This window comes from Streptomyces sp. NPDC033165 (assembly GCF_055577965.1).
The window spans coordinates 825,695-844,657 of sequence record NZ_JBVIPK010000001.1 but is presented as its reverse complement, the minus strand read 5'-3'; the positions used below and the strand labels follow the sequence as shown (position 1 = coordinate 844,657).

Here is an 18,963-nt window from a genome sequence, read left to right as displayed (position 1 = left end):
GGGCCCTGCCCGGCGAAGGCGCGTCGAGGCCCCGAGGCTCCGAGGCCCCGAGGCTCCGAGGCCTCCACCCCCTCTCACCCGCCCCCCGCACCCGTCCCCATCCCCGTCTTCAGCCCCGCCCCGCACAGCGGCACGACCACACCACCGCGTACGAGGTCGGCGCCCCCCTGCCGTACCGCCGCCCAGCAGGCCACCCCCGTCGTCTCGACGTAGAACCCGCGTGCCGCCAGGTCGCGCTGGGCCTCGCGGATGTGGTCCTCCGGAACCGTCAGGAACGTGCCGCCCGAGGCGCGCACCGCGGCCAGGATCTGGCGGGCGCGCGGTGGGCGGGGGATCGCGATGCCCTCCGCGAGGGTGGGCGCGGCCTCGGCCGGGGTGCCGGGCGGCAGGTCCTCCGCGCCCGCGTGGAAGGCGGCGGCCAGCGGGGCGACCGCCTCGGCCTGGACGGCGATCAGCCGGGGGCGGGCCGTGATCAGGCCCAGCGCGTGCAGCTCCGCGGTGGCGAGGGCCGCGCCCAGCAGCAGGGTGCCGTTGCCGACGGGTACGGCCAACGCGTCCGGCAGCCGGCCGCCGAGGTCCTCCCAGATTTCGTATACATACGTCTTCGTGCCGTGCAGGAAATACGGGTTGAAGACGTGCGACGCGTAGAACGTGCCCGGCTCGTCCGCCGCCGCGCGGGCCGCCAGGGCCGTCGCCTCCCGCCCGCCGGGGACGGTCACCAGGCGTGCGCCGTGTGCCCGGATCTGCTCGGTCTTCTTGGGCGAGGTGCCCTCGGGGACGTACACCGTGCAGGGGAGTCCGGCCCGCGCGCAGTACGCGGCGACGGAGGTGCCCGCGTTGCCGGTGCTGTCCGCCACGACCCGGTCCGGGCCCAGCCGCCGGGCCAGTTCCGCGAGCATCACCGCGCCCCGGTCCTTGAAGGAGAGCGTCGGCATCAGATAGTCGAGCTTCGCCGAGACGGTGTCCGTGAGAGGGACGAGCGGGGTCCGGCCCTCACCGAGGGAGGCCGCGGGGGCGGCGAGCGGCAGCATCTCCTCGTAGCGCCACAATGAATTCACCCGCGTGGAAAGCGCGTTCGAGCCGAAGCCCGGCGCGGGGGTGAAGTCGAGGTCCCAGGGGCCCCGGCAGACCGGACAGCACCAGGTCAGGGCGGTGGTACTGGACCGGGTCCCGTCCACGGGGCAGTGGTAGGTCGTCATGTCCGCCAGCATGTCAGGCGTATGGCAGATGAATGGCGGGCGTATGGCAAACCCTCACGCACCCTTGTGGGTTTGCCATGGATCGGTCAATCTTTCGCTGGCAGCAGGGCATGCCGGTCACGGACGGCGCAGAAAACGGGGCGCCGGACGGCTGATTTGTCATGCCCCTGTCGGGAGCTGAGTCCTGGCTCCGGTACCACCCCCCACCAAAGCACCGCCTATGAGGAGGACCCCTCACATGTCAGTGATGCGTCACACCCCCCATGCACGGCGAAGACTCGCCACGGCGACTGTCATAGCCACCGCTGCCGCCGTCGCCCTCGGTGCCGCCGCCGCACTCCCGGCGACCGCGGCCGAGCGGGCACCCGAGGGCGTGATCCAGAACGCGGACGCTCCCGGCACCATCAGTGACAGCTACATCGTCACCCTGAAGGACTCCGCCGCGAGGGCCGACTCCGCGAAGGGCAAGGCCCTCGCGAAGAAGTACGGCGCGAGCGTCGAGCGGACCTACCGCTCGGCCCTCAACGGGTACGCGGTCGAGGCCACCGCCGAGGAGGCGAAGAGGTTCGCCGCCGACCCGGCCGTGGCGTCCGTCTCGCAGAACCGCACCTTCACGGTCTCCGGCACCCAGAACAACCCGCCCTCGTGGGGTCTGGACCGGATCGACCAGAGGAACCTCCCGCTGGACCAGAGCTACACCTACCCGGACAAGGCGGGCGAGGGCGTCACCGCCTACGTCATCGACACCGGGGTGCGGATCAGCCACAACGACTTCGGCGGCCGGGCCTTCAACGGCTACGACGCCGTCGACGACGACAACGTCTCGCAGGACGGCCACGGCCACGGCACCCACGTGGCGGGCACCGTCGCGGGCTCCGCCTACGGCGTCGCCAAGAAGGCGAAGATCGTCGGCGTCCGTGTGCTGAACAACCAGGGTTCGGGTACGACCGCGCAGGTCGTCGCGGGCATCGACTGGGTGACGGCCAACGCGGTCAAGCCCGCTGTCGCCAACATGAGCCTCGGCGGTGGCGCGGACTCGGTGCTCGACGCCGCCGTGAGCCGGTCCATCGCCTCCGGCATCACCTACGCCGTCGCGGCGGGCAACGAGTCGACCAACGCCAGCACGAAGTCCCCGGCGCGCGTCGCGGAGGCCATCACGGTCGGCTCGACGACCAGCTCCGATTCCCGTTCCAGCTTCTCCAACTACGGTTCGGTCGTCGACCTGTTCGCGCCCGGTTCCTCGATCACCTCGGCGTGGAACTCCAGCGACAGCTCCACCAACACCATCTCCGGTACGTCGATGGCCAGCCCGCACGTGGCCGGCGCGGCCGCCATCTACCTCGCCGACAACCCGGGCTCGACCCCCGCGCAGGTCTCCGCGGGCCTCGTCGACGCCGCCACCACCGGCGTCGTCGGCAACCCGGGCAGCGGCTCGCCCAACCGGCTGCTGTACGTCGGTACGGGCAGCACCAACCCGCCGGACCCGGACCCCAAGAAGTTCGAGAACACCACCGGGTACCCGATCAACGACAACTCGACCGTCGAGTCCCCGATCGCCGTCACCGGGATCGACGGCAACGCGCCGGCCACGCTCAAGGTTCCGGTCAACATCTCCCACACGTACATCGGTGACCTGAAGATCGACCTGGTCGCACCGAACGGCACGGTCTTCAACCTGAAGGCCTTCGGCTCCGGCGGCAGCAGCGACGACGTGGTCACCACGTACACGGTCAACGCCTCCTCCGTCGTCGCCAACGGCACCTGGAAGCTCCGCGTCACCGACAACTGGACGTGGGACACCGGGCGGATCAACAGCTGGGGTCTGCACTTCTGATCCCTCGGTCGCTGCTTGAACGCTGACTGAAGCACGGGAACAGGGTGGGGGCGGTCGCTTCGCGCGACCGCCCCCACGCGCGTGCCCTGGGTATGCCTGGGTATATCGGGGTATGCGTCGCCGACCATGACTTCATTACATTGAGTGAAACCATGGCCTACGCTTGCGGCGTACAACCCACGGTTGTCAGGCTGTCGCAGACTGTCAACCTGTTGGGAGTGGCCTGTGGCTTTCGGTGAGCAGCCCGCCTATCTGCGCGTGGCGAGCGATCTGCGGGAGAAGATCGTCAACGGCGCGCTGCCGCCCCATACGCGCCTGCCGTCGCAGGCTCGCATCCGGGAGGAGTACGGGGTCTCGGACACCGTCGCCCTGGAGGCGCGGAAGGTCCTGATGGCGGAGGGGCTGGTCGAAGGGCGTTCCGGCTCCGGTACGTATGTGCGCGAGCGCCCCGTCCCCCGCATGATCGCCCGCTCCGGCTACCGGCCGGACAAGGGGGCCAGCCCCTTCCGGCAGGAGCAGGCGGCCGAGGGGGCGCGCGGGACCTGGGAGTCCCGCAGCGAGCAGGAGGGGGCGAGTCCCGAGATCGCCGAGCGGCTGGGCATCGAGCCGGGCGACCGGGTCATGCGCACGCACTACGTCTTCCGGGAAGCGGGTGAGCCGATCATGCTGTCCACCTCCTGGGAGCCGCTCGCCGTCACCGGGCGGACCCCGGTGATGCTCCCGGAGGAGGGCCCGCTGGGCGGCTGCGGGGTGGTCGACCGGATGGCCGCGATCGACGTCGTCGTGGACAACGTCGCCGAGGAGGTGGGCGCGCGCCCGGGTCTCGCGGAGGAGCTCCTGGCGCTCGGCGGGGTGCCCGGCCATGTGGTCATCGTCATCGGGCGTACGTACTACGCCTCCGGCCGCGCCGTGGAGACGGCCGACGTCGTGGTGCCGGCGGACCGCTATCGCGTCGCGTACCACCTGCCGGTGCGGTGAGTTGACGCCCCGTCGGGCTTCGGGAGGGCCCGACGGGCGGGGCCGCTGAGGCGGGAGGGGCGTGAGGGGAGCATGACGAGGGGCGCATTCCATGGATGCGCCCCTTCGTGCTGGCCGGATGCGTATCTCTTTGTGCAAAGACGCCTGCGCTGAGTGAAGGTCAGGCGTACGCTCAGGCATATGCGTATTGCGGTTTCCTGGGGATCCTTAGAGACGTGCACGCCGGCGGGGAGAGGGGCGACATGCGGGGGAGCGACACGATGAGCGACAGCGGTGCCGTTCTCCCCTGGCAGGTGATACGGCAGGACGACACCGGCAATCGCTACCGCGTCGGCAGGTATGCCACCCAGGCCGAGGCCCAGGAGGTCGCCGACGGCCTCGACGACCGCCACCACCAGGTCTACCGGGTGGAGCGCGTGGGTCAGGGCCCCCGCCCGTAAGGCGGCGCCCCCGGCCGGAGGGAGGGTAAGGTCCCGCCCGGCCGGGGGTGCGGAGCCGCCGGGGCGCGAAACGAGGGCGGAGTCATGGCGGTGCTGATCGACACGGTGGCGTGGGTGCGGATCGAAGGGGGCAGAATCCTCTGCGCGCGGCCCCGGGGCAAGGATGTCTTCTACATCCCGGGCGGCAAGCGCGAGGGGGCGGAGAGCGACCTCCAGACCCTCCTGCGGGAGATCGAGGAGGAACTGACGGTCGGCCTGATTCGCGAGACCGTCGTCCACGCCGGGACGTACGAGGCCCCCGTCGATGCGGGGTCCGGCGCTGCCGTGGTGCGGATGAGCTGCTACTACGGCGACTACCGCGGCACGCTCGCCGCGAGCAGCGAGATCGAGGAGGTCGCGTGGTTCTCCTTCGCCGACCGGGCCCTCGTGCCGCCCGTGGACCAGCTGCTCTTCGACGACCTCAAGGCGGCCGGTGAGCTGATCTGACCCGCGCCCGCGGGCCGCGTGCGGCCGTTTGCACCAAACGCCGGATTGCACGGTAGTAAGCAATCAATGGTGGGTATGGGCTGTTTAGTCCCCTTTTGTCTGTGGGGTGCGCCCGTGGTCGTCCCTGGGAAGTGATCGGCGTGATCGATACCGAAGGCGACTGCGCCGAGTGGACTTTTCCGGCCGAACCAGGTTCCGTGCGCAGCGCCCGGCACGCCGTCCGGGACGCCTTGGGCTGCTGGGGGCTGGATGCGGCGGTCGGCGACACGACCGTACTGCTCGTCAGTGAGCTGGTGACCAATTCCCTGCGGTACGCCTCCGGCCCCATCGGCGTACGCCTCCTCCGGGTCCAGCCGGACGCCTCGGGCAACGGGTCCGGGGAGCTGACCGGGGACTTCTCCACCGATCTCCGGCTCGACAGCCGCCCGGTCCGCCCGGCCGCCGCCCCGCCGCTCTCCCCGGGGCTGCTGGTCGAAGTCTCCGACCCGCTCCCGGATCCACCCACCGAACGCAGTGCGGGACCCGACGACGAAGGAGGCCGGGGACTGCAGCTCGTGGCCTGTTCCGCACGCCGCTGGGGGACCCGTCGGGGAAAGAGCGGCAAGACGGTGTGGTTCGAGCTGCCTCTCCCTGGTTAGGAGTGGGGAGGGACGCACAGCGATCACCAGAGGTCGGGCAGAACCTGGCTGAAAGGGACTGAGACCTTGCTGTGATCGTGAACGCCGTGCCGGTCGGGGCCGTAGTGCTGAATACTGCGGGCAGGACCGGTCCGGTGTTTGAGCTGGAGGGGACGGTCGCGTGAGCGAAATACCTGGGACGACGGGCGATGCCGTCGGGACGACGGGCGACGTCGTGTGGCAGAACAGCCCGCCCGGCTCGATCTACGACTACATCAGGGTCGCCTCCTTCTCGATCGGCCCCGACGGGCTGATCGAGCAGTGGAGCAGCCGGGCCGCCGGTCTGTTCGGCATGGCCTCGAACGAGGCGATCGGCCGTGACCCGGTGGAGGCCTTCATGCCCGCCGAGCTGCGCTCGGAGGGCCACCGGCGGGTCGGCGAGATCCTCGACGGCAAGGAGTGGACGGGCCTCGTCCCGTTCCGGATGCCGGGCGAGGGCGGGGCGCACGGCCTCGCCGAGGTCTATGTGATGCCGAGTCTGACGGGCGACGGGGAACGGGCCGCGCTCTGTATCGTCGTGGATGTCAGAGCCCTGCGCCGCATCGAAACCGACCTCGCAGCCTCGCAAGCCATATTCGGCCAATCTCCGTTCGGCTTTGTGCTGTTCGGCACCGACTTCACCGTCGTACGGGCCAACCAGCGCTTCGCGACCGTCTTCGGCGGCGCGGCCGAGGACCACCGCGGCCGCACGGTGGAGGACTATCTGCCCCGGGGCGAGGCCGACCGGCTGTCCGCCACCCTCAAACGCGTCCTGGAGACCGGCGAGTCCGTCACCGACCTCCAGCTCGTCGGCACCGCCCCCGGCACCACCGACCGCCGCCACTGGTCCATGAACCTCTACCGGGTGCACAGCGGGGCCGGCCGCCCCGTCGGCATCGCGGGCCTGGCCACCGACGTCACCCGCCGCCACATCGCCGCCCGCGAGGCGGCCAGCGCCCGCCGCAACCTCGCCCTCCTCAACGAGGCCAGCGCCCGCATCGGCAACTCCCTCGACCTGGAGACCACCGCCCGCGAGCTCCTGGACGTCGCCGTCCCCGGCTTCTGCGACCTGGCCGCCGTCGACCTCTACCAGGGCCTGCTCACCGGCGAGGAGGCCGCGCCCGGCAGTTGGGCCCCCGCGCACCGCGAGTCCGCCGGAGGCTCCGCCGAGCTGCGCCGGGTCGCCCACGCCAGCGCCGTGGCCGACGCGCTGCCCACCGCCGTGGCGGGCGGCGGCGCCCCCGGCCCGGACGACGTGCCGCCCGCGCTCGGCTCCGTCCACCGCTTCCCGTTCGGCTCGCCCCGCGCCGTCGCCCTGCGCTCGGGCCAGGTCGAGGACGTCCCCGGCGACGAGATGGGCTTCGTGCAGTCGACGCTCGCCGTGCCGATGGTCGCCCACGACACCGTCGTCGGGCTCGTCCAGTTCTCCCGTACGAAGGGCAGCGAGCCGTTCGGGGAGCGGGACCGGGCCCTGGCCACCGAACTGGCGGCCCGCGCCGCCGTCTGCATCGACAACGCCCGCCTCTACCGCCGCGAGCACGAACGCGCCCTGATCCTCCAGCGCAGCCTGCTGCCCCCCGGCGACCCCGAGGCCGCCGGGCTCGACATCGCCTGCCGCTACCTCCCCGGCAACACCGCCACCGAGGTCGGCGGCGACTGGTTCGACGTCATCGAGCTGCCCGGCCACCGCACCGCCCTCGTCGTCGGCGACGTCATGGGCCGCGGCCTGCGCGCCGCCGTCGCCATGGGCGAACTGCGCACCGCCGTCAGGACCCTGGCCCTGCTCGACCTGGAGCCGGCCGAAGTGCTCTCCGCCCTCGACGAGGTGGCCCGCGGCCTCGGCTCCCCGGGCTGCGGCGAGCGCAGCGAGGGGCTCGGCGGCAGCGGGGGAGCCCAGTGGCCCTCCCGCGCCGCGCAGAAGTCCCGCGAGGCGGACCTCTCCGAGGTGTATCTCGCCACCTGCGTGTACGCGGTCTACGACCCGGTCACCCGGCGCTGTACGTTCGCCAACGCCGGGCACCTCCCCCCGGCGGTCGTCGAGCCCGGCCGGCCCGCCCGGCTCATCGACGTACCCCCGGGCATGCCGCTCGGCGTCGGCGGCGAGCCGTTCGAGGAGGTCGAGGTCGAGCTCGCCGAGAACGCCCTGCTCACCCTCTACACCGACGGCCTGGTCGAGTCCCGGGACCAGCCGCTGGACGAGGGCCTGGCGGCCCTGCGCACCGTGCTCACCGGCCCGCAGATGCCCCTGGAGGACGCCTGCGACCACGTCCTGACCACCCTTGACACCCGGCACGGCGAGGACGACATCGCCCTGCTGATGGCGCGCATCCAGGGCCTGCCGGGGGAGGCGGTCGGGGACTGGACGCTGCCGCGCGAACCGCGCTCGGTGGGCCGCGCCCGCGAGCTGGCCCGCGCCCAGCTGCGCTCCTGGGATCTCGACGACCTGGTCGACACCACCGAACTCCTCGTCAGCGAGCTGGTCACCAACGCCCTGCGCTACGGCGAGGGCGAGATCCGGCTCCGGCTGCTGCGCGACCGCACCCTCGTCTGCGAGGTGTGGGACGCCGGACTCGTCCAGCCGCGCCGCCGCCGCGCCCGCGACACCGACGAGGGCGGGCGCGGACTCCAGCTGGTGGGCCTGCTCAGCGCCGCCTGGGGATCGCGCCGTACCCCGCGCGGCAAGACCGTCTGGTTCGAACTGGCCCTGCCGGACGGGGCCCCGGCGGCCGAGCTCTCGGTGGAGCAGCTGCTGAGCATGTACTGAGCCCGTTACGCCGACCCGGCCTTCAGAGCTGCCAGCCGCGCCTCCACCTCCGCGCCGGCGCCCAGGCTGTCCAGCTGCTCGAACTGGGCGTCCAGCGAGGAGGCGGCCAGCTCCTGCTTGCCCAGCGCCTTCGCCTCCTCGCGCCGCACCTTGTCCTCGAAGCGGCTCAGCTCGCTCGTCGGGTCGAGGATGTCGATGCTCTTCACCGCGTCCATCATCCGGTTCTGCGCCTGAGCGGACTCGGCACGCGCCACCAGCTCATCGCGCTTGGCCTTCAGCTCGGACAGCTTGGCCTTCATCCGGTCCAGCCCCGTCTTGAGCCTGTCCACCACCTCGGACTGCGAGGCGATCGTCGGCTCCGCCGTCCTCGCCTCCTGCTCCGACTGGAGCTGGCGGCCCAGCGCGACCTTGGCCAGGTTGTCGAACTTGTCCGCTTCCGCCGCCGACCCCGCCCCGCGCAGCTCGTCGGCCTTCCGGCTCGCGGCCAGAGCCTTGCCGCCCCACTCGGCGGCCGCCTCGACGTCCTCCTGGTGGTCCTGCTCCATCAGCCGGAGGTTGCCGATGGTCGACGCGACCGCCTGCTCGGCCTCCGCGATGTTGTTCGTGTAGTCCCGGATCAGCTGGTCCAGCATCTTCTGCGGGTCCTCGGCCTGGTCGAGGAGGGCGTTGATGTTGGCCTTCGCCAGCTGGGTGACGCGGCCGAGGACGGTCTGCTTGGTCATGGGAACGGCTCCTTGCGTGTGTCGAGATCTCTGGTGCGGGTGACAGGACGAGGCCCGGCCGGGCCGGCAGCGGCCGCCGCCGCACAGGCCCCCGGGCGGGTCAGAAGCGGCCGCCGCCGCCCCGGCGGCCGCGCGTCCCGCCCCCGCCGAAACTGCCCGGCCCGCCGCCGAAGCCGCCGCCCCCGCCGAAACCGCCCCCGAAGCCACCCCCGTAGCCCCCGCCCATACCGCCGCCCCGGCCGCCCCCGCCGAACAGCCCGCCGAGGATGATGCCGCCCAGTACCGCCCCGCCCATACCGCCGCCCCCGCCCTGCACGGCTCCCGGCCCCAGCCGCCCGCCGAAGCCGCGGACGTCCTGCTCGGCCAGGCTCAGCGCCTGCCCGGCCAGCGCGTCCGCCTGCTGCGCCTCGGTCAGTGCCGACCTGACGTCCGTGCCCGCCAGCTCCCGGGCCCGCGCCCACCGCCGCTGCGCCTCGGCGAGCCGGGTACGGGCCTGGCTGCCGACCGCGCCCCGGTTGGTGGTGACGTAGTCGGCCGCCGCCCCGATCGCGGACCGGGCGGTGAGCATCGCCTGATCGAGGAGGGTGCGGGCCTTCGCCTCGCCCCGCTCCTGCTCCCGCGCGCCGGCCAGCGCCTCGTCCAGGGCCGCGTCCGCCTCCTCCACCCGGCGCAGCGCGTCGACCGGGTCGTACGGGCCCGCCGCCATCGCGCCCCGGACGTCGGCGAGCACCGCCTCGGCGCGGGCGATCCGGCCGCGCAGACCGGCGGTCGACGCGCCCTCGGCGGTGCCTTCCAGCAACCCGCCCGCGTCCGCGAGGTCGGTGTCCGTCTCGGTGAGCGCGGCGGGCAGCCTCCCGGCCGCCTCGCCCAGCTCCGCCGCCCGCCGGTCCACCGAGTCCAGCAGCGTGCCCGCCTGCCCCACCGCACCCTCGGCGGCCCGGATGTAGACCGCGGCCCGGGAGTTCGCGCCCGCGTCGACCGCCGTACGGGCCTGGTCCACGGCCGAGGTGGCGAAGACGAGCCGGTCCTCGGCTTGTTCGACGTCGCCCGCGGCGGCTGCGGCGGCGCCTTCCCCGTACCGCTCGCGCAGTCCGCCGACGCCCGCCTCCGCCGCCGACACCCGCCCGGCGAGCTCGCGGTAGGTGGCGTCCACGGCGGCCAGGGCCTGCGGAGCGGTACGTTCCAGGGCGCGCAGCCGGTCGAAGTCCGCGGACACGGTGTCGAGCCCCTCGTTCGCGGCCGCGCACCGGGTGAGGATCTCCTCCAGCATCCGGCGGCGGGTCGCGTCGTCCTCGGGGAAGGCGTCGTCGAGCTGCTGGCGCAACCGGAACGACTGCGTCAGCTCGTCCTTCGCCCGCGCGACGGCCTCGGTGAAGGGCTTCGCCGCCTCCTCGCCGAACTGGGCGGTCGCGAAGCCCAGTTCCTCCTCGCTGGTGCGCACCGCGTCGTCGGTGTCCACCAGCACCTCCTTGGCCCGGTCGTCCAGCTCCGGCAGCGGCGTCGGCGGCTCCGGAGCGCCGCCCGCCTCCCCGCCCCGCCCCCAGCCGGTCGCGGCCGGGGTGGTGCGGGTCGTCGTACGCCGTTTGCGCCGGGTGTACGCGTACAGGGCGACCGCGCCCGCGCCTCCGACGACCGCCACCGGCAGGATGAAGTCGCTCGCGCTCGTGCCGGAGCCGCCGGTTCCGGGGTCGGCGGGGCCCGGGGTGACCGTGGGCGCTGTCACGGGACGTCCGCCCAGTACGGCCGCGTAACCGTCCGCCGCCCCGATCGCGGCACCCGCCCAGTCGTTCTCCCGCAGCGCGGGCTCGACGGCGGTGCCCGCCACCTCCCGCAGCTGACCGTCGGTGAGCCGGGAGTCCGCGTCGACGGAGTAGGCGTACTGCCGGTCGTGGGTGGCGACGGACAGCAGCACGTCGTCCTGGCCCAGGCCGTTGCGGTCGGCCGTCTCGTTGCTCCAGGCCTGCGCGGACCGGCCGGAGAAATCGCGTACGTACACCACGAAGAGCTGGACGCGCTGTTCCGCGTAGAGCTGGTCGAGGGCGGCCTCCACCTGTGCCGTCCGGTCGCGCAGGGCCCCGACCCGGTCGGTGATCTGCCCGTCCCGGGACAGCTCGACGGGGTCGTCGGCGCGGGCGTCCGAGGCGGGCAGCGCGAGCCAGCAGACGGCGGCCAGCGTGGCGAGGAGGCCGGTGAGCAGGGCCCTGCCGGGTGCGGCGGGCCGGGGCCGCGACCGTACGGAAGACATCACGTTTGCGAGGCTATGTTCCGTTGTGCACCCTCGCGACCCGGCATCAGGCACCTCCCGCCTCCCCGCCCGCCCACCGACCGCGTCGGCTGTTCGCATGAACGGGCGCGGTAAAGGAGCGGCCCGTGCGCGTGTGAGAGGCGGCGGGCACCACCCGTCGTCGTCAGATGGGGCGGACGCGGCGCAGGGACCGGAGTCCGGAGGTGACGGTGGCAGGCCTTCAGCTGTCGGTCGTCGTGCCCTGCTTCAACGAGGCCGAGGTCATCGAGTCCTTCCACGCCGCGCTGCTCACCGTCCTGGACCCGCTCGGCAGCACCTTCGAGGTCTGCTACGTGGACGACGGCAGCAGCGACCGGACCCGTCCGCTGCTGAGCGCCATCGCCGCCCGGGACCCCCGTGTCCACTACACCGCCTTCAGCCGCAACTTCGGCAAGGAGGCCGCCATGCTCGCCGGTCTCCGTATGTCGCAGGGGGCGGCCGTGGTGATCATGGATGCCGACCTCCAGCACCCGCCCGAGCTGATCCCCCGCATGCTGGAGCTGCACCGGCACGGCTACGACCAGGTCATCCCGCGCCGCGACCGCACGGGCGACGGCATGCTCCGCAGCACGCTCAGCCACACCTACTACGCACTCGTCCGGCGCTGCATGGACGTCGAACTCATCGACGGGACGGGGGACTTCCGGCTGCTGTCCCGGCGGGCGGTGGAGAGCGTCCTGTCCCTGCCCGAGAGCAACCGCTTCTCCAAGGGGATCTTCTCCTGGATCGGCTTCGACACGGTCAGCTTCCGCTACCGCAACAGCACGCGTGCCGCCGGAGAGTCGAAATGGGGCGGCAAACGCCTGCTGAACTACGGCATCGACGGACTCCTCTCCTTCAACAACCGGCCGCTGCGGCTCGCGATCTACGCCGGCTTCTGGGTCTTCGTCTCGGCCCTGGCCTACGCACTGTGGACGGTCGTGCGGGTCGTTGTGCACGGCGTGGACACCCCCGGCTACGCCACCCTGCTCACCGCCGTCGTCGCGCTCAGCGGCATCCAGCTGGTGACGCTCGGCGTCATCGGGGAGTACGTGGGCCGCATCTACCACGAGGCGAAACACCGCCCGCCGTATGTGGTGCGGGAGACGGACGCGACGTGCCGGGCCCTCCCGGCGAGCCCGGGGCCGCTCCGGCTGACGGTCGGGCAGCTCGGTATCCCCACGCGGGCCGAACCGGTCGGCCCGCCCTACCCGGGTGGCGGAACGCCGGGCCGGGCCCGAACGACTCGTCAGTTCGCCTGCTTCGTCCTCATTGGCTGCGTCAACACCGCCCTCTACCTCGGCGTCTACGTCGCGCTGAACCGCTGGATCCCCTATCTGACCGCCCACGCCATCGGCTACGCGGTCAGCATCGTGTGCTCGTTCCTGCTCAACTCCTACGTCACCTGCCGGACGCAGCCCACCTGGCAGGCCTTCCTGCGCTTTCCGCTCTCCAGCCTGGTCAACCTGGTGGCGTCCGGGGCACTGCTCTACGGCGCGGTCAGCGGCCTCGGGATGGACAAGAACCTCGCCGCGCTGGCGGCCGGGGTCATCGTCACACCGATCTCGTTCCTGCTGGCCCGCTGGGCGATCACCTCGGGCCAGGCCAAGGCCGCCGCCTCCGTACCGGACCACGCGGACCACGCGGTGCGCCCGGTCCGTACATCGCTGCCCACCCGCCCGACCGAGGACCGGTGACCTCCGATGCCCGAGCACGTTCCCGGAACGGCCGCCCCCGAGCGGCCTGAGGGCCAGGACGAGCGGCAGCGGAGGGGGAAGGGCAGGGGAAGGGGAAGGGGAAAGGGAAAGGGCGAGACCAGGGGCGACGGGAGTGGCAACGAGGGTGTGCAGGGCCGCCCGTGGACCGTTCTCTGGGTGACCGCCCTGGCACTCCCGCCGCTGGCCCTGCTCGCCGCGGCGTCCTGGTTCGGCCGGTGGGTGAGGCCCAGCGCCGACGACTGGTGCTTCCTGCCCGTCGTACGGGACGACGGCATCGCGGGAATCGTCGGGAAGTTCTACTTCGACGACAACGGCCGCGTCGCCAACGCCCTCATGGTCGGCGCGTACGCGAAGTTCCAGGTGGTGGGCCACCAGTGGTTCCCCCTGGTCAGCGGGGCCCTGGTGCTCGCGGTCCTGTGGGCCGTGGCCGTCGTGGCACTGCGCCGGGCCCGGCTGAGCACCCCGCGCGGCCTGCCGCTCCTGCTCGCGGCCATGGTCACGGCGCTGTTCCTGTTCGTCACCCCGAACACGTACAAGACGTTCTACTGGCCCGCCGCCTCGGTCTCGCACACCCTGCCACCGGTCCTGGCCTGCGCGGCCCTGATCCCGCTGCTGCTGGCCCGCACCCGGCGGGGCAGGGCGGCCGCGGTGGCCGTGGCGCTCCTCATGTCCGCCTTCCTCGCCACGCTGTCCGAGGAGACGGCGATCGTGGTGGTCATGGTGCTGGTGGCCGCCCTGCTCGTGAGCGGCCGCGTCGTTCCCGCCCCTGAGCGGGCCTTCGTCCGCCTGTGGTGCGCGGTGGGCATCGCCGGAACCGTGGTCGGGGCCCTCGTCCTCATCACCTCCCCCGGCTCGACCAACCGCCGGAACCGGTTCGGGGCGGAGACCACGTCCCTGCTGGCCCCCGAGGCGCTCGCCGCCTCGCTGCGCGGCTTCGCCGAGATCGCCGTCACCGTCGCCACGACCTGGCAGTACGTGGGCGCGGTCGCGGCAGGCGTACTGCTCGGCCTGCTGTGCGCCCGCTCGGACGGCGGAACACCCCGCCCGCCGGCGCACTGGCCCCTGCTGACGGCCGCCGGACTCCCCACGCTCCTGGCCTCCGGCTACCTCTGCACGGTCATCGCCTACCCGGTCTTCCAGGACCGGGTGAGCGCCCCGAGCGCCAACCGGCTGTGGAACGACTACCTCTTGCTGTACGTGATCCTGCTCGTCGGCGTCGGCACCCTCCTGGGCCTCGCGGTCCGCCGCCGCGCATGGCGCACCGCCCCGGTGAAGGCAGGAGCCGCCGCGCTGTGCGTGCTGGTCTGCTTCGGTCCGGCGGTCGCGCTGCTCAACCTGGACACGAACATGCGCGCGCGGGCCGAGAAGTGGGACGCCCAGGACCGCCGCCTGCGGGCGGGAGCGGCGGCGGGCGAACGAGTCCTCCCCTACGAGCGCCTGGTCATCAGCGGCACCCTGGAGCCCTTCAGCAAGGGGGGCCGCAGCTACTGGCCGGGCGGATGCGTCGCCGACTTCTACGGGCTGGACCGCGTCACGGACGGGGCCAGGAACCCCTGAGGCCGGCAAGACGCGGCGACCGGCCCCGTGGTGCAGGGGGAACCGGGCGACCGGCTGCCGGTTGGCCACGGCGTCGAGAACGCGCAGCCGTCCGGCCGGCAGGTGCCCGGCAGCGCCATTACGTACCCCGAGGTGCACGAGGCTGCCGACCTGGAGTTCGTCGCGGGGAGCGGATCGCTCACGGACACGGTGATCCTGCGGAGCCGGGAAGCGCCGACGCAATCCCCGATCGGAATCTTGGTGTGCCAGGAGCTACCGGCGCAGCTCGCCGTCCTGGTGCTGTGGCCGGGATGGTTCACCGTGGCCGGGAGACGGCTCACGGGACGAGCACGGTCCGCGAGGCGACTGGTATTACTGGTGCATGCAGGAAGAGCAGGAAGAGACCGCGCGGTCCGCGATCGACACGTTCATCTCCGCGTTCAACGCCTCGGACGACAGCTATGTGACTGCGCTGCTCTCCCAGGCCCTCACCTCGGACGTGGTCTTCTGGGGGCCGTTGGGCCGCAGTGAGGGGATCGAGGCGGTCGAGCGGTTCGTGCTGGACATCCGGCGCCACCCTGCGGGGACCGGCACGATGGTGCGCTGTTCGGCGGTGGACATGCCGGACGAGTGGGCCCGGTACCAGTGGGTCTTCACGACGCCTGACGGAGGCCCCCGCCTGGCGGGAACAGACGTCGTCCATCTGCGGCGGAGCCTCATCGACCAGGTCATCGTCTTCGCGGGGGAAATCGAGCCGTCCGCCTCCTGAGTCGTTCCCCTCTGGCGCCGTCCTTCTCCTGAAGCGGCCCCGTTCGGGGCTCCGGGGCTGCTCAGCCGAGTTCACCTTCACAACGCTTCGGTCGTCCGCGCTCGGCGACGAGCGGACCGATGACGCGCTGTGGATGGGTTGGTTCGCCGTTGGTCAGGCTGTGGTGTCGAGGGGGCGTCCGCCCCAACGGATGCCCTTCTCGCTTCGGACGTGGGCGCGTTGCTTGCGTTCGGCGGCCAGGATGCCGCGGTGGCGGGCGTTGGCGTCGCGTCGGCGTAGATAGGCGTGCGGGGTTCGTGTCTGCACGGTGGGGTGGGGCCTCGATGGGTTGGCCCAAGAGGTGTAGGTCGGGGTGAAGCACAGCTCGACCTTGTGCTTTGCAGCCCAGCCGCGACAGGACTCGTTGCCCTCGATGTCCCGCATCACGATGCAGGACCCGTTCTGCTCGTCGGCCTGCATGACCCGCCCACACACCGCTACGAGCGCGACGAGCGGGTCGCGCTCGGCCTTGAGCGTGGCGAGGTGCTCGTCCCCTCCGAGCCCGGTGCTCGCCCGCACGCGGAGGCGCCCCGGTTCTTGGCGGCCTTGCCCTCGGGAACGCGCTGGAGTACGTCTCCCAACACGTCGGCGAACGTGCAAACCGCCGCATCGCCGGCACCTCCGATCGTGAAGCGCACGTGCTCCTCGCCCTGGCCGACGGTCTTACGGTCCAGGTCCTGGCGGGCCACCACTCACCGGCCACCGCGCTGGCCATCCTGCAACGGAACATCGACTACCTGCTGGAAGTCGCGTCCAGCCGCAGCTGACTCCTTCACTCCGGATGACGGGCATGCACCAGTTCCAGTGGCAGCCTGCTCAGGGTGGACTCGGAGTTACGGCATATCGCCTTAAGGGGCCGTACGACCAGAGGCGTACGCCCAAATGTCCCATAGTCTGATGTTTTCAGATCATTCACGGCTGAAAGTGGAGGTGAGCAAAAGGGATTTGTTCGCAGTCGAACAGGAGAGAACATGCGTGGCGTTCTGATAGGCGTCGTGGGCGCCGTGGTGGTGCTCGGAGTCGCGGCCGCGGTGGCCGTACCCGAGGCCAAGGAGTGGTACGAAGGGCGTCACGAGCAGACCTCGGCCTACGCCACGGGCAAGGAGGCGAAGGAGGAGCGCGAGTCCGTTCCCCGCTGGCTGCCGGACGACGCGGCCTCTGTCGAGTACGCCATGAGGACCACGGGCGGCGAGCGCATCCTGAAGGCCACGCTCAGCGACGGCGGCCTCCCCGCGCAGTGCGAACCGCTCGACGGCAGGAGCGGCCCGGCCCCGGCTCCCGAGATCAGCGCGTCCTGGTTCCCCTCGGGGGTCGCGAGCAGCGCGAAGGGCCGCTGCGGCTCCTACTACGTCTCGCTGGAGAACCACACGCTGTACGCCTGGCAGACGAACGACGACTGGGTCGAGGAGAACCGCCGCTCGGCACAGTAGGCCGCCGACCCGCGGATCCGCGGGCCTGGGGACCTGCGGACTCACCGCCCCGCTGCCCCGCTGCCCCGCTGCCCCCGCCCCGACGGTGCCGCGCACCACGCGGCTGACCGACCCGACGCACCCGAGGTCCCAGTGATCGCCTTCGTACCGACAGCCGTCTTTCTCCTCTGGTTCTGCTGGGGCGTACGGCAGGACCGTCGACAGTTCCGTAACGCGGTCCTGCTCGGCCTGACCGTGCTGAGCCTGTCGTTCGCCCTGCTGACGCAGGTGGACCGGCTGCCGGGGAACCTGGCCGTCCTGGTGTACTCGCTGGTCTTCCTGGTCCCCGTCCTCGCGGTCATGGTCCTCGGCGGCTTCCTCCTCGTCAACGGCCTCACCATGGTCCGCAAGGAAGGCCGCAGACCGGCCAACCTCCTGTCCGGGGTGGCCGGGGTGGGTATCTTCGTCGTCCTGACGCTCGTGGCCACGGCCGACTACTTCGGCGGCTCACCCGCGTACCGGTCGTTCATCCTGGCCGTAGTGCTGATCACCGGCTATATCGCCTTCCTGTTCCTCTGCTTCCTCGCCTACGCCTTTCTGTACGGGCGCATCCGCGTGCGCGGCGACGTGGACTTCGTGGTGATGCTGGGCTCGGGACTCATCGCCGGTGAACGCGTGCCTCCGCTGCTCGCCTCGCGCTTGCGGGCCGGACTCCGCATCCAGGAGCAGCAGGTGGCACGGGGCGCGGCGGCCCCCGTACTGCTGGTCTCCGGCGGCCAGGGCGCGGACGAGAAACTGCCGGAGGCCGAGGCGATGGGCCGCTGGCTGGCAGCCGAGGGTGCCGACCCGGAACTCGTCCTGGAGGAGTCCCGCTCCCGTACGACGACGGAGAACCTGCGCTTCAGCCGACGGCTGATGGAGGCGGCCGACGAGCGTTACGTATGCGTCGTGGTGACCAACAACTTCCACGCGTTCCGCGCGGCGATGACCGCCCGCAGGGAGGGCGTGCGCGGCCAGGTGATCGGCTCTCCCACAGCCGCGTACTTCTGGCCGAGCGCCACGATCCGGGAGTTCGTCGCGGTCTTCTGGGAACACCGGATCGTCAACGCTGCTCTGTGCGTGCTGCTGGCGGCGCTGGCTGTGGTGGTCGGCATGGGCTGGTGAGAGGTAGGGCGGCCCCCGAGAACTCGTGACACGATCATGAAGTGACCTTTGCCAGGCGCCGTGGAGTTCACGCCGACGTTCGTTTCCAGCAGCGCCCACGAGTCGTCGTCCACGATCCGCTGCCGAGCCGTCACACGTCACGAACGGCCCGATCATCGCACCCTTCACGCGCTCGACGCGTGGCGCCGCGAGGTGCCATCCCTGGTCATGCGCCCGCGGCAGCCCAGAGCCCTGTGGGTGCCTACGACTCGGGCGTGCGCGACCCGAAAGAGGGACCGAACACCACGAGCAACGCCAAGTCCTCGGTCACGTCAGTGAACCGGTGCTCCTCACCGGCCGGTACAAAGATCACCGCCCCGGGGCCCACCTCGGCCGTCCGGTCAGGTGTCATGATCTTGGCACGCCCGGCCGTGACGACGTAGATCTCATCCTCGGTGTGAGGGCTCTGGGTGTCACGTCCTCCGACGGGGATGCAGTACGTCCCCAGCGACAGATCTGGCGTCCGAAGCTGCTCAACCCAGTCGTTGCCCGCTTCGCCGGGATGCGCCCACACCCCGGCACCCTTGATGATCTCCATGGCATGAGCCTAGTGATACACGCGACCCCCCGCACCCAAGACCCTTACGAGCGCCTAGGATCGATGTCCGCCGCACCCGATCCTGACCACGTCGGGCCGCGCGGCTCAAGAAAGACCAATGGGCGAAACGGGTACGGGGGAATCGAAGTGCACGCAGACGAAGGTGTGGGAGTCCCGTCGAAGAACGACGAGGTGAGAAACCTTCCCTACTGGCTGACGATCGCCGTTTCGGTCGGCGTGGTGTTCGTTGGCGGGCAGTTCTTCGGCTTTCCGTGGTGGCTGCGCCTGATAACGGTCGTGGCCGTCACCCTCCTCCTGGAAGGCGCCAACCAAGCAGTGGGCCGCGCCCGGGCGAAGAAGGGGCGCCGCTAGGAGCCCGGGGAGCGGCTCGGGGTGGTGTGGCCCGTGC

At 71.7% G+C, this 18,963-nt stretch carries 18 protein-coding genes; 13 read left to right on the top strand and 5 right to left on the bottom strand.

Annotated elements, in window-relative coordinates; all coding sequences use genetic code 11:
• Nucleotides 1-74: 74 nt before the first annotated feature.
• Nucleotides 75-1,199, bottom strand: coding sequence for a threonine synthase (locus ACZ5WC_RS04020; protein WP_468539344.1), 1,125 nt, complete (start codon nucleotides 1,197-1,199; stop codon nucleotides 75-77).
• 238 nt (nucleotides 1,200-1,437) lie between these two features.
• Here ACZ5WC_RS04020 and ACZ5WC_RS04015 point away from each other — a divergent pair, with 238 nt between their 5' ends.
• From ACZ5WC_RS04015 to ACZ5WC_RS03990, 6 genes are all read left to right on the top strand, one after another.
• Nucleotides 1,438-3,033 (top strand): S8 family peptidase, encoded by a 1,596-nt coding sequence (locus ACZ5WC_RS04015; protein WP_468539343.1) that lies wholly within the window; start codon nucleotides 1,438-1,440, stop codon nucleotides 3,031-3,033.
• Between the two features lie 225 nt (nucleotides 3,034-3,258).
• Nucleotides 3,259-4,011, top strand: coding sequence for a GntR family transcriptional regulator (locus ACZ5WC_RS04010; RefSeq protein ID WP_468539342.1), 753 nt, complete (start codon nucleotides 3,259-3,261; stop codon nucleotides 4,009-4,011).
• Nucleotides 4,012-4,253: 242 nt separating this feature from the next.
• Entirely contained in the window at nucleotides 4,254-4,451 is a 198-nt protein-coding gene (locus ACZ5WC_RS04005; protein ID WP_468539341.1) for an SPOR domain-containing protein, read from the top strand.
• Nucleotides 4,452-4,535: 84 nt separating this feature from the next.
• Nucleotides 4,536-4,937 carry an NUDIX hydrolase gene (locus ACZ5WC_RS04000; protein ID WP_096626931.1) on the top strand — a complete coding sequence of 134 codons (402 nt, stop codon included), beginning with the start codon at nucleotides 4,536-4,538 and terminating at the stop codon, nucleotides 4,935-4,937.
• Between the two features lie 131 nt (nucleotides 4,938-5,068).
• Nucleotides 5,069-5,575: an ATP-binding protein gene (locus ACZ5WC_RS03995; protein ID WP_468539340.1), complete on the top strand. Its 507-nt coding sequence runs from the start codon at nucleotides 5,069-5,071 to the stop codon at nucleotides 5,573-5,575.
• A gap of 214 nt (nucleotides 5,576-5,789) precedes the next feature.
• Entirely contained in the window at nucleotides 5,790-8,357 is a 2,568-nt protein-coding gene (locus tag ACZ5WC_RS03990; RefSeq protein ID WP_468539410.1) for a SpoIIE family protein phosphatase, read from the top strand.
• 5 nt (nucleotides 8,358-8,362) lie between these two features.
• Here ACZ5WC_RS03990 and ACZ5WC_RS03985 read toward each other — a convergent pair whose 3' ends face one another.
• Entirely contained in the window at nucleotides 8,363-9,079 is a 717-nt protein-coding gene (locus ACZ5WC_RS03985; RefSeq protein WP_468539339.1) for a PspA/IM30 family protein, read from the bottom strand.
• A 100-nt stretch (nucleotides 9,080-9,179) separates the two neighbouring features.
• Nucleotides 9,180-11,324, bottom strand: coding sequence for a TPM domain-containing protein (locus tag ACZ5WC_RS03980; protein WP_468539409.1), 2,145 nt, complete (start codon nucleotides 11,322-11,324; stop codon nucleotides 9,180-9,182).
• A gap of 209 nt (nucleotides 11,325-11,533) precedes the next feature.
• Here ACZ5WC_RS03980 and ACZ5WC_RS03975 point away from each other — a divergent pair, with 209 nt between their 5' ends.
• The 3 genes from ACZ5WC_RS03975 to ACZ5WC_RS03965 all read left to right on the top strand — a co-directional run bounded on the left by ACZ5WC_RS03975 (nucleotide 11,534) and on the right by ACZ5WC_RS03965 (nucleotide 15,365).
• Nucleotides 11,534-13,039 (top strand): glycosyltransferase, encoded by a 1,506-nt coding sequence (locus tag ACZ5WC_RS03975; protein WP_468539338.1) that lies wholly within the window; start codon nucleotides 11,534-11,536, stop codon nucleotides 13,037-13,039.
• A gap of 6 nt (nucleotides 13,040-13,045) precedes the next feature.
• Nucleotides 13,046-14,617: a DUF6056 family protein gene (locus ACZ5WC_RS03970; RefSeq protein ID WP_468539337.1), complete on the top strand. Its 1,572-nt coding sequence runs from the start codon at nucleotides 13,046-13,048 to the stop codon at nucleotides 14,615-14,617.
• A 361-nt stretch (nucleotides 14,618-14,978) separates the two neighbouring features.
• Entirely contained in the window at nucleotides 14,979-15,365 is a 387-nt protein-coding gene (locus ACZ5WC_RS03965) for a nuclear transport factor 2 family protein (RefSeq protein WP_030552413.1), read from the top strand.
• A gap of 153 nt (nucleotides 15,366-15,518) precedes the next feature.
• On the opposite strand, the gene ACZ5WC_RS03960 is transcribed toward ACZ5WC_RS03965, so the two are convergent.
• Nucleotides 15,519-15,923 (bottom strand): hypothetical protein, encoded by a 405-nt coding sequence (locus ACZ5WC_RS03960; RefSeq protein WP_468539336.1) that lies wholly within the window; start codon nucleotides 15,921-15,923, stop codon nucleotides 15,519-15,521.
• Nucleotides 15,924-16,042: 119 nt separating this feature from the next.
• Here ACZ5WC_RS03960 and ACZ5WC_RS03955 point away from each other — a divergent pair, with 119 nt between their 5' ends.
• From ACZ5WC_RS03955 to ACZ5WC_RS03945, 3 genes are all read left to right on the top strand, one after another.
• Nucleotides 16,043-16,171: a hypothetical protein gene (locus ACZ5WC_RS03955; RefSeq protein ID WP_468539335.1), complete on the top strand. Its 129-nt coding sequence runs from the start codon at nucleotides 16,043-16,045 to the stop codon at nucleotides 16,169-16,171.
• Nucleotides 16,172-16,375: 204 nt separating this feature from the next.
• The gene (locus ACZ5WC_RS03950; RefSeq protein WP_468539334.1) at nucleotides 16,376-16,834 is read left to right on the top strand and encodes a hypothetical protein; all 459 of its coding nucleotides are present in this window, start codon (nucleotides 16,376-16,378) and stop codon (nucleotides 16,832-16,834) included.
• A 132-nt stretch (nucleotides 16,835-16,966) separates the two neighbouring features.
• Complete coding sequence (locus ACZ5WC_RS03945) at nucleotides 16,967-17,977, top strand: YdcF family protein (protein WP_468539333.1); 1,011 nt, start codon at nucleotides 16,967-16,969, stop codon at nucleotides 17,975-17,977.
• A gap of 241 nt (nucleotides 17,978-18,218) precedes the next feature.
• Here the strand turns inward: ACZ5WC_RS03945 and ACZ5WC_RS03940 are convergent, their stop codons facing one another.
• Nucleotides 18,219-18,554, bottom strand: a complete 336-nt coding sequence (locus ACZ5WC_RS03940) for a cupin domain-containing protein (protein WP_468539332.1) — start codon at nucleotides 18,552-18,554, stop codon at nucleotides 18,219-18,221.
• 63 nt (nucleotides 18,555-18,617) lie between these two features.
• On the opposite strand from ACZ5WC_RS03940, the gene ACZ5WC_RS03935 reads away from it, so the two are divergent.
• Nucleotides 18,618-18,926 carry a hypothetical protein gene (locus ACZ5WC_RS03935; RefSeq protein ID WP_468539331.1) on the top strand — a complete coding sequence of 103 codons (309 nt, stop codon included), beginning with the start codon at nucleotides 18,618-18,620 and terminating at the stop codon, nucleotides 18,924-18,926.
• Nucleotides 18,927-18,963 lie beyond the last annotated feature (37 nt).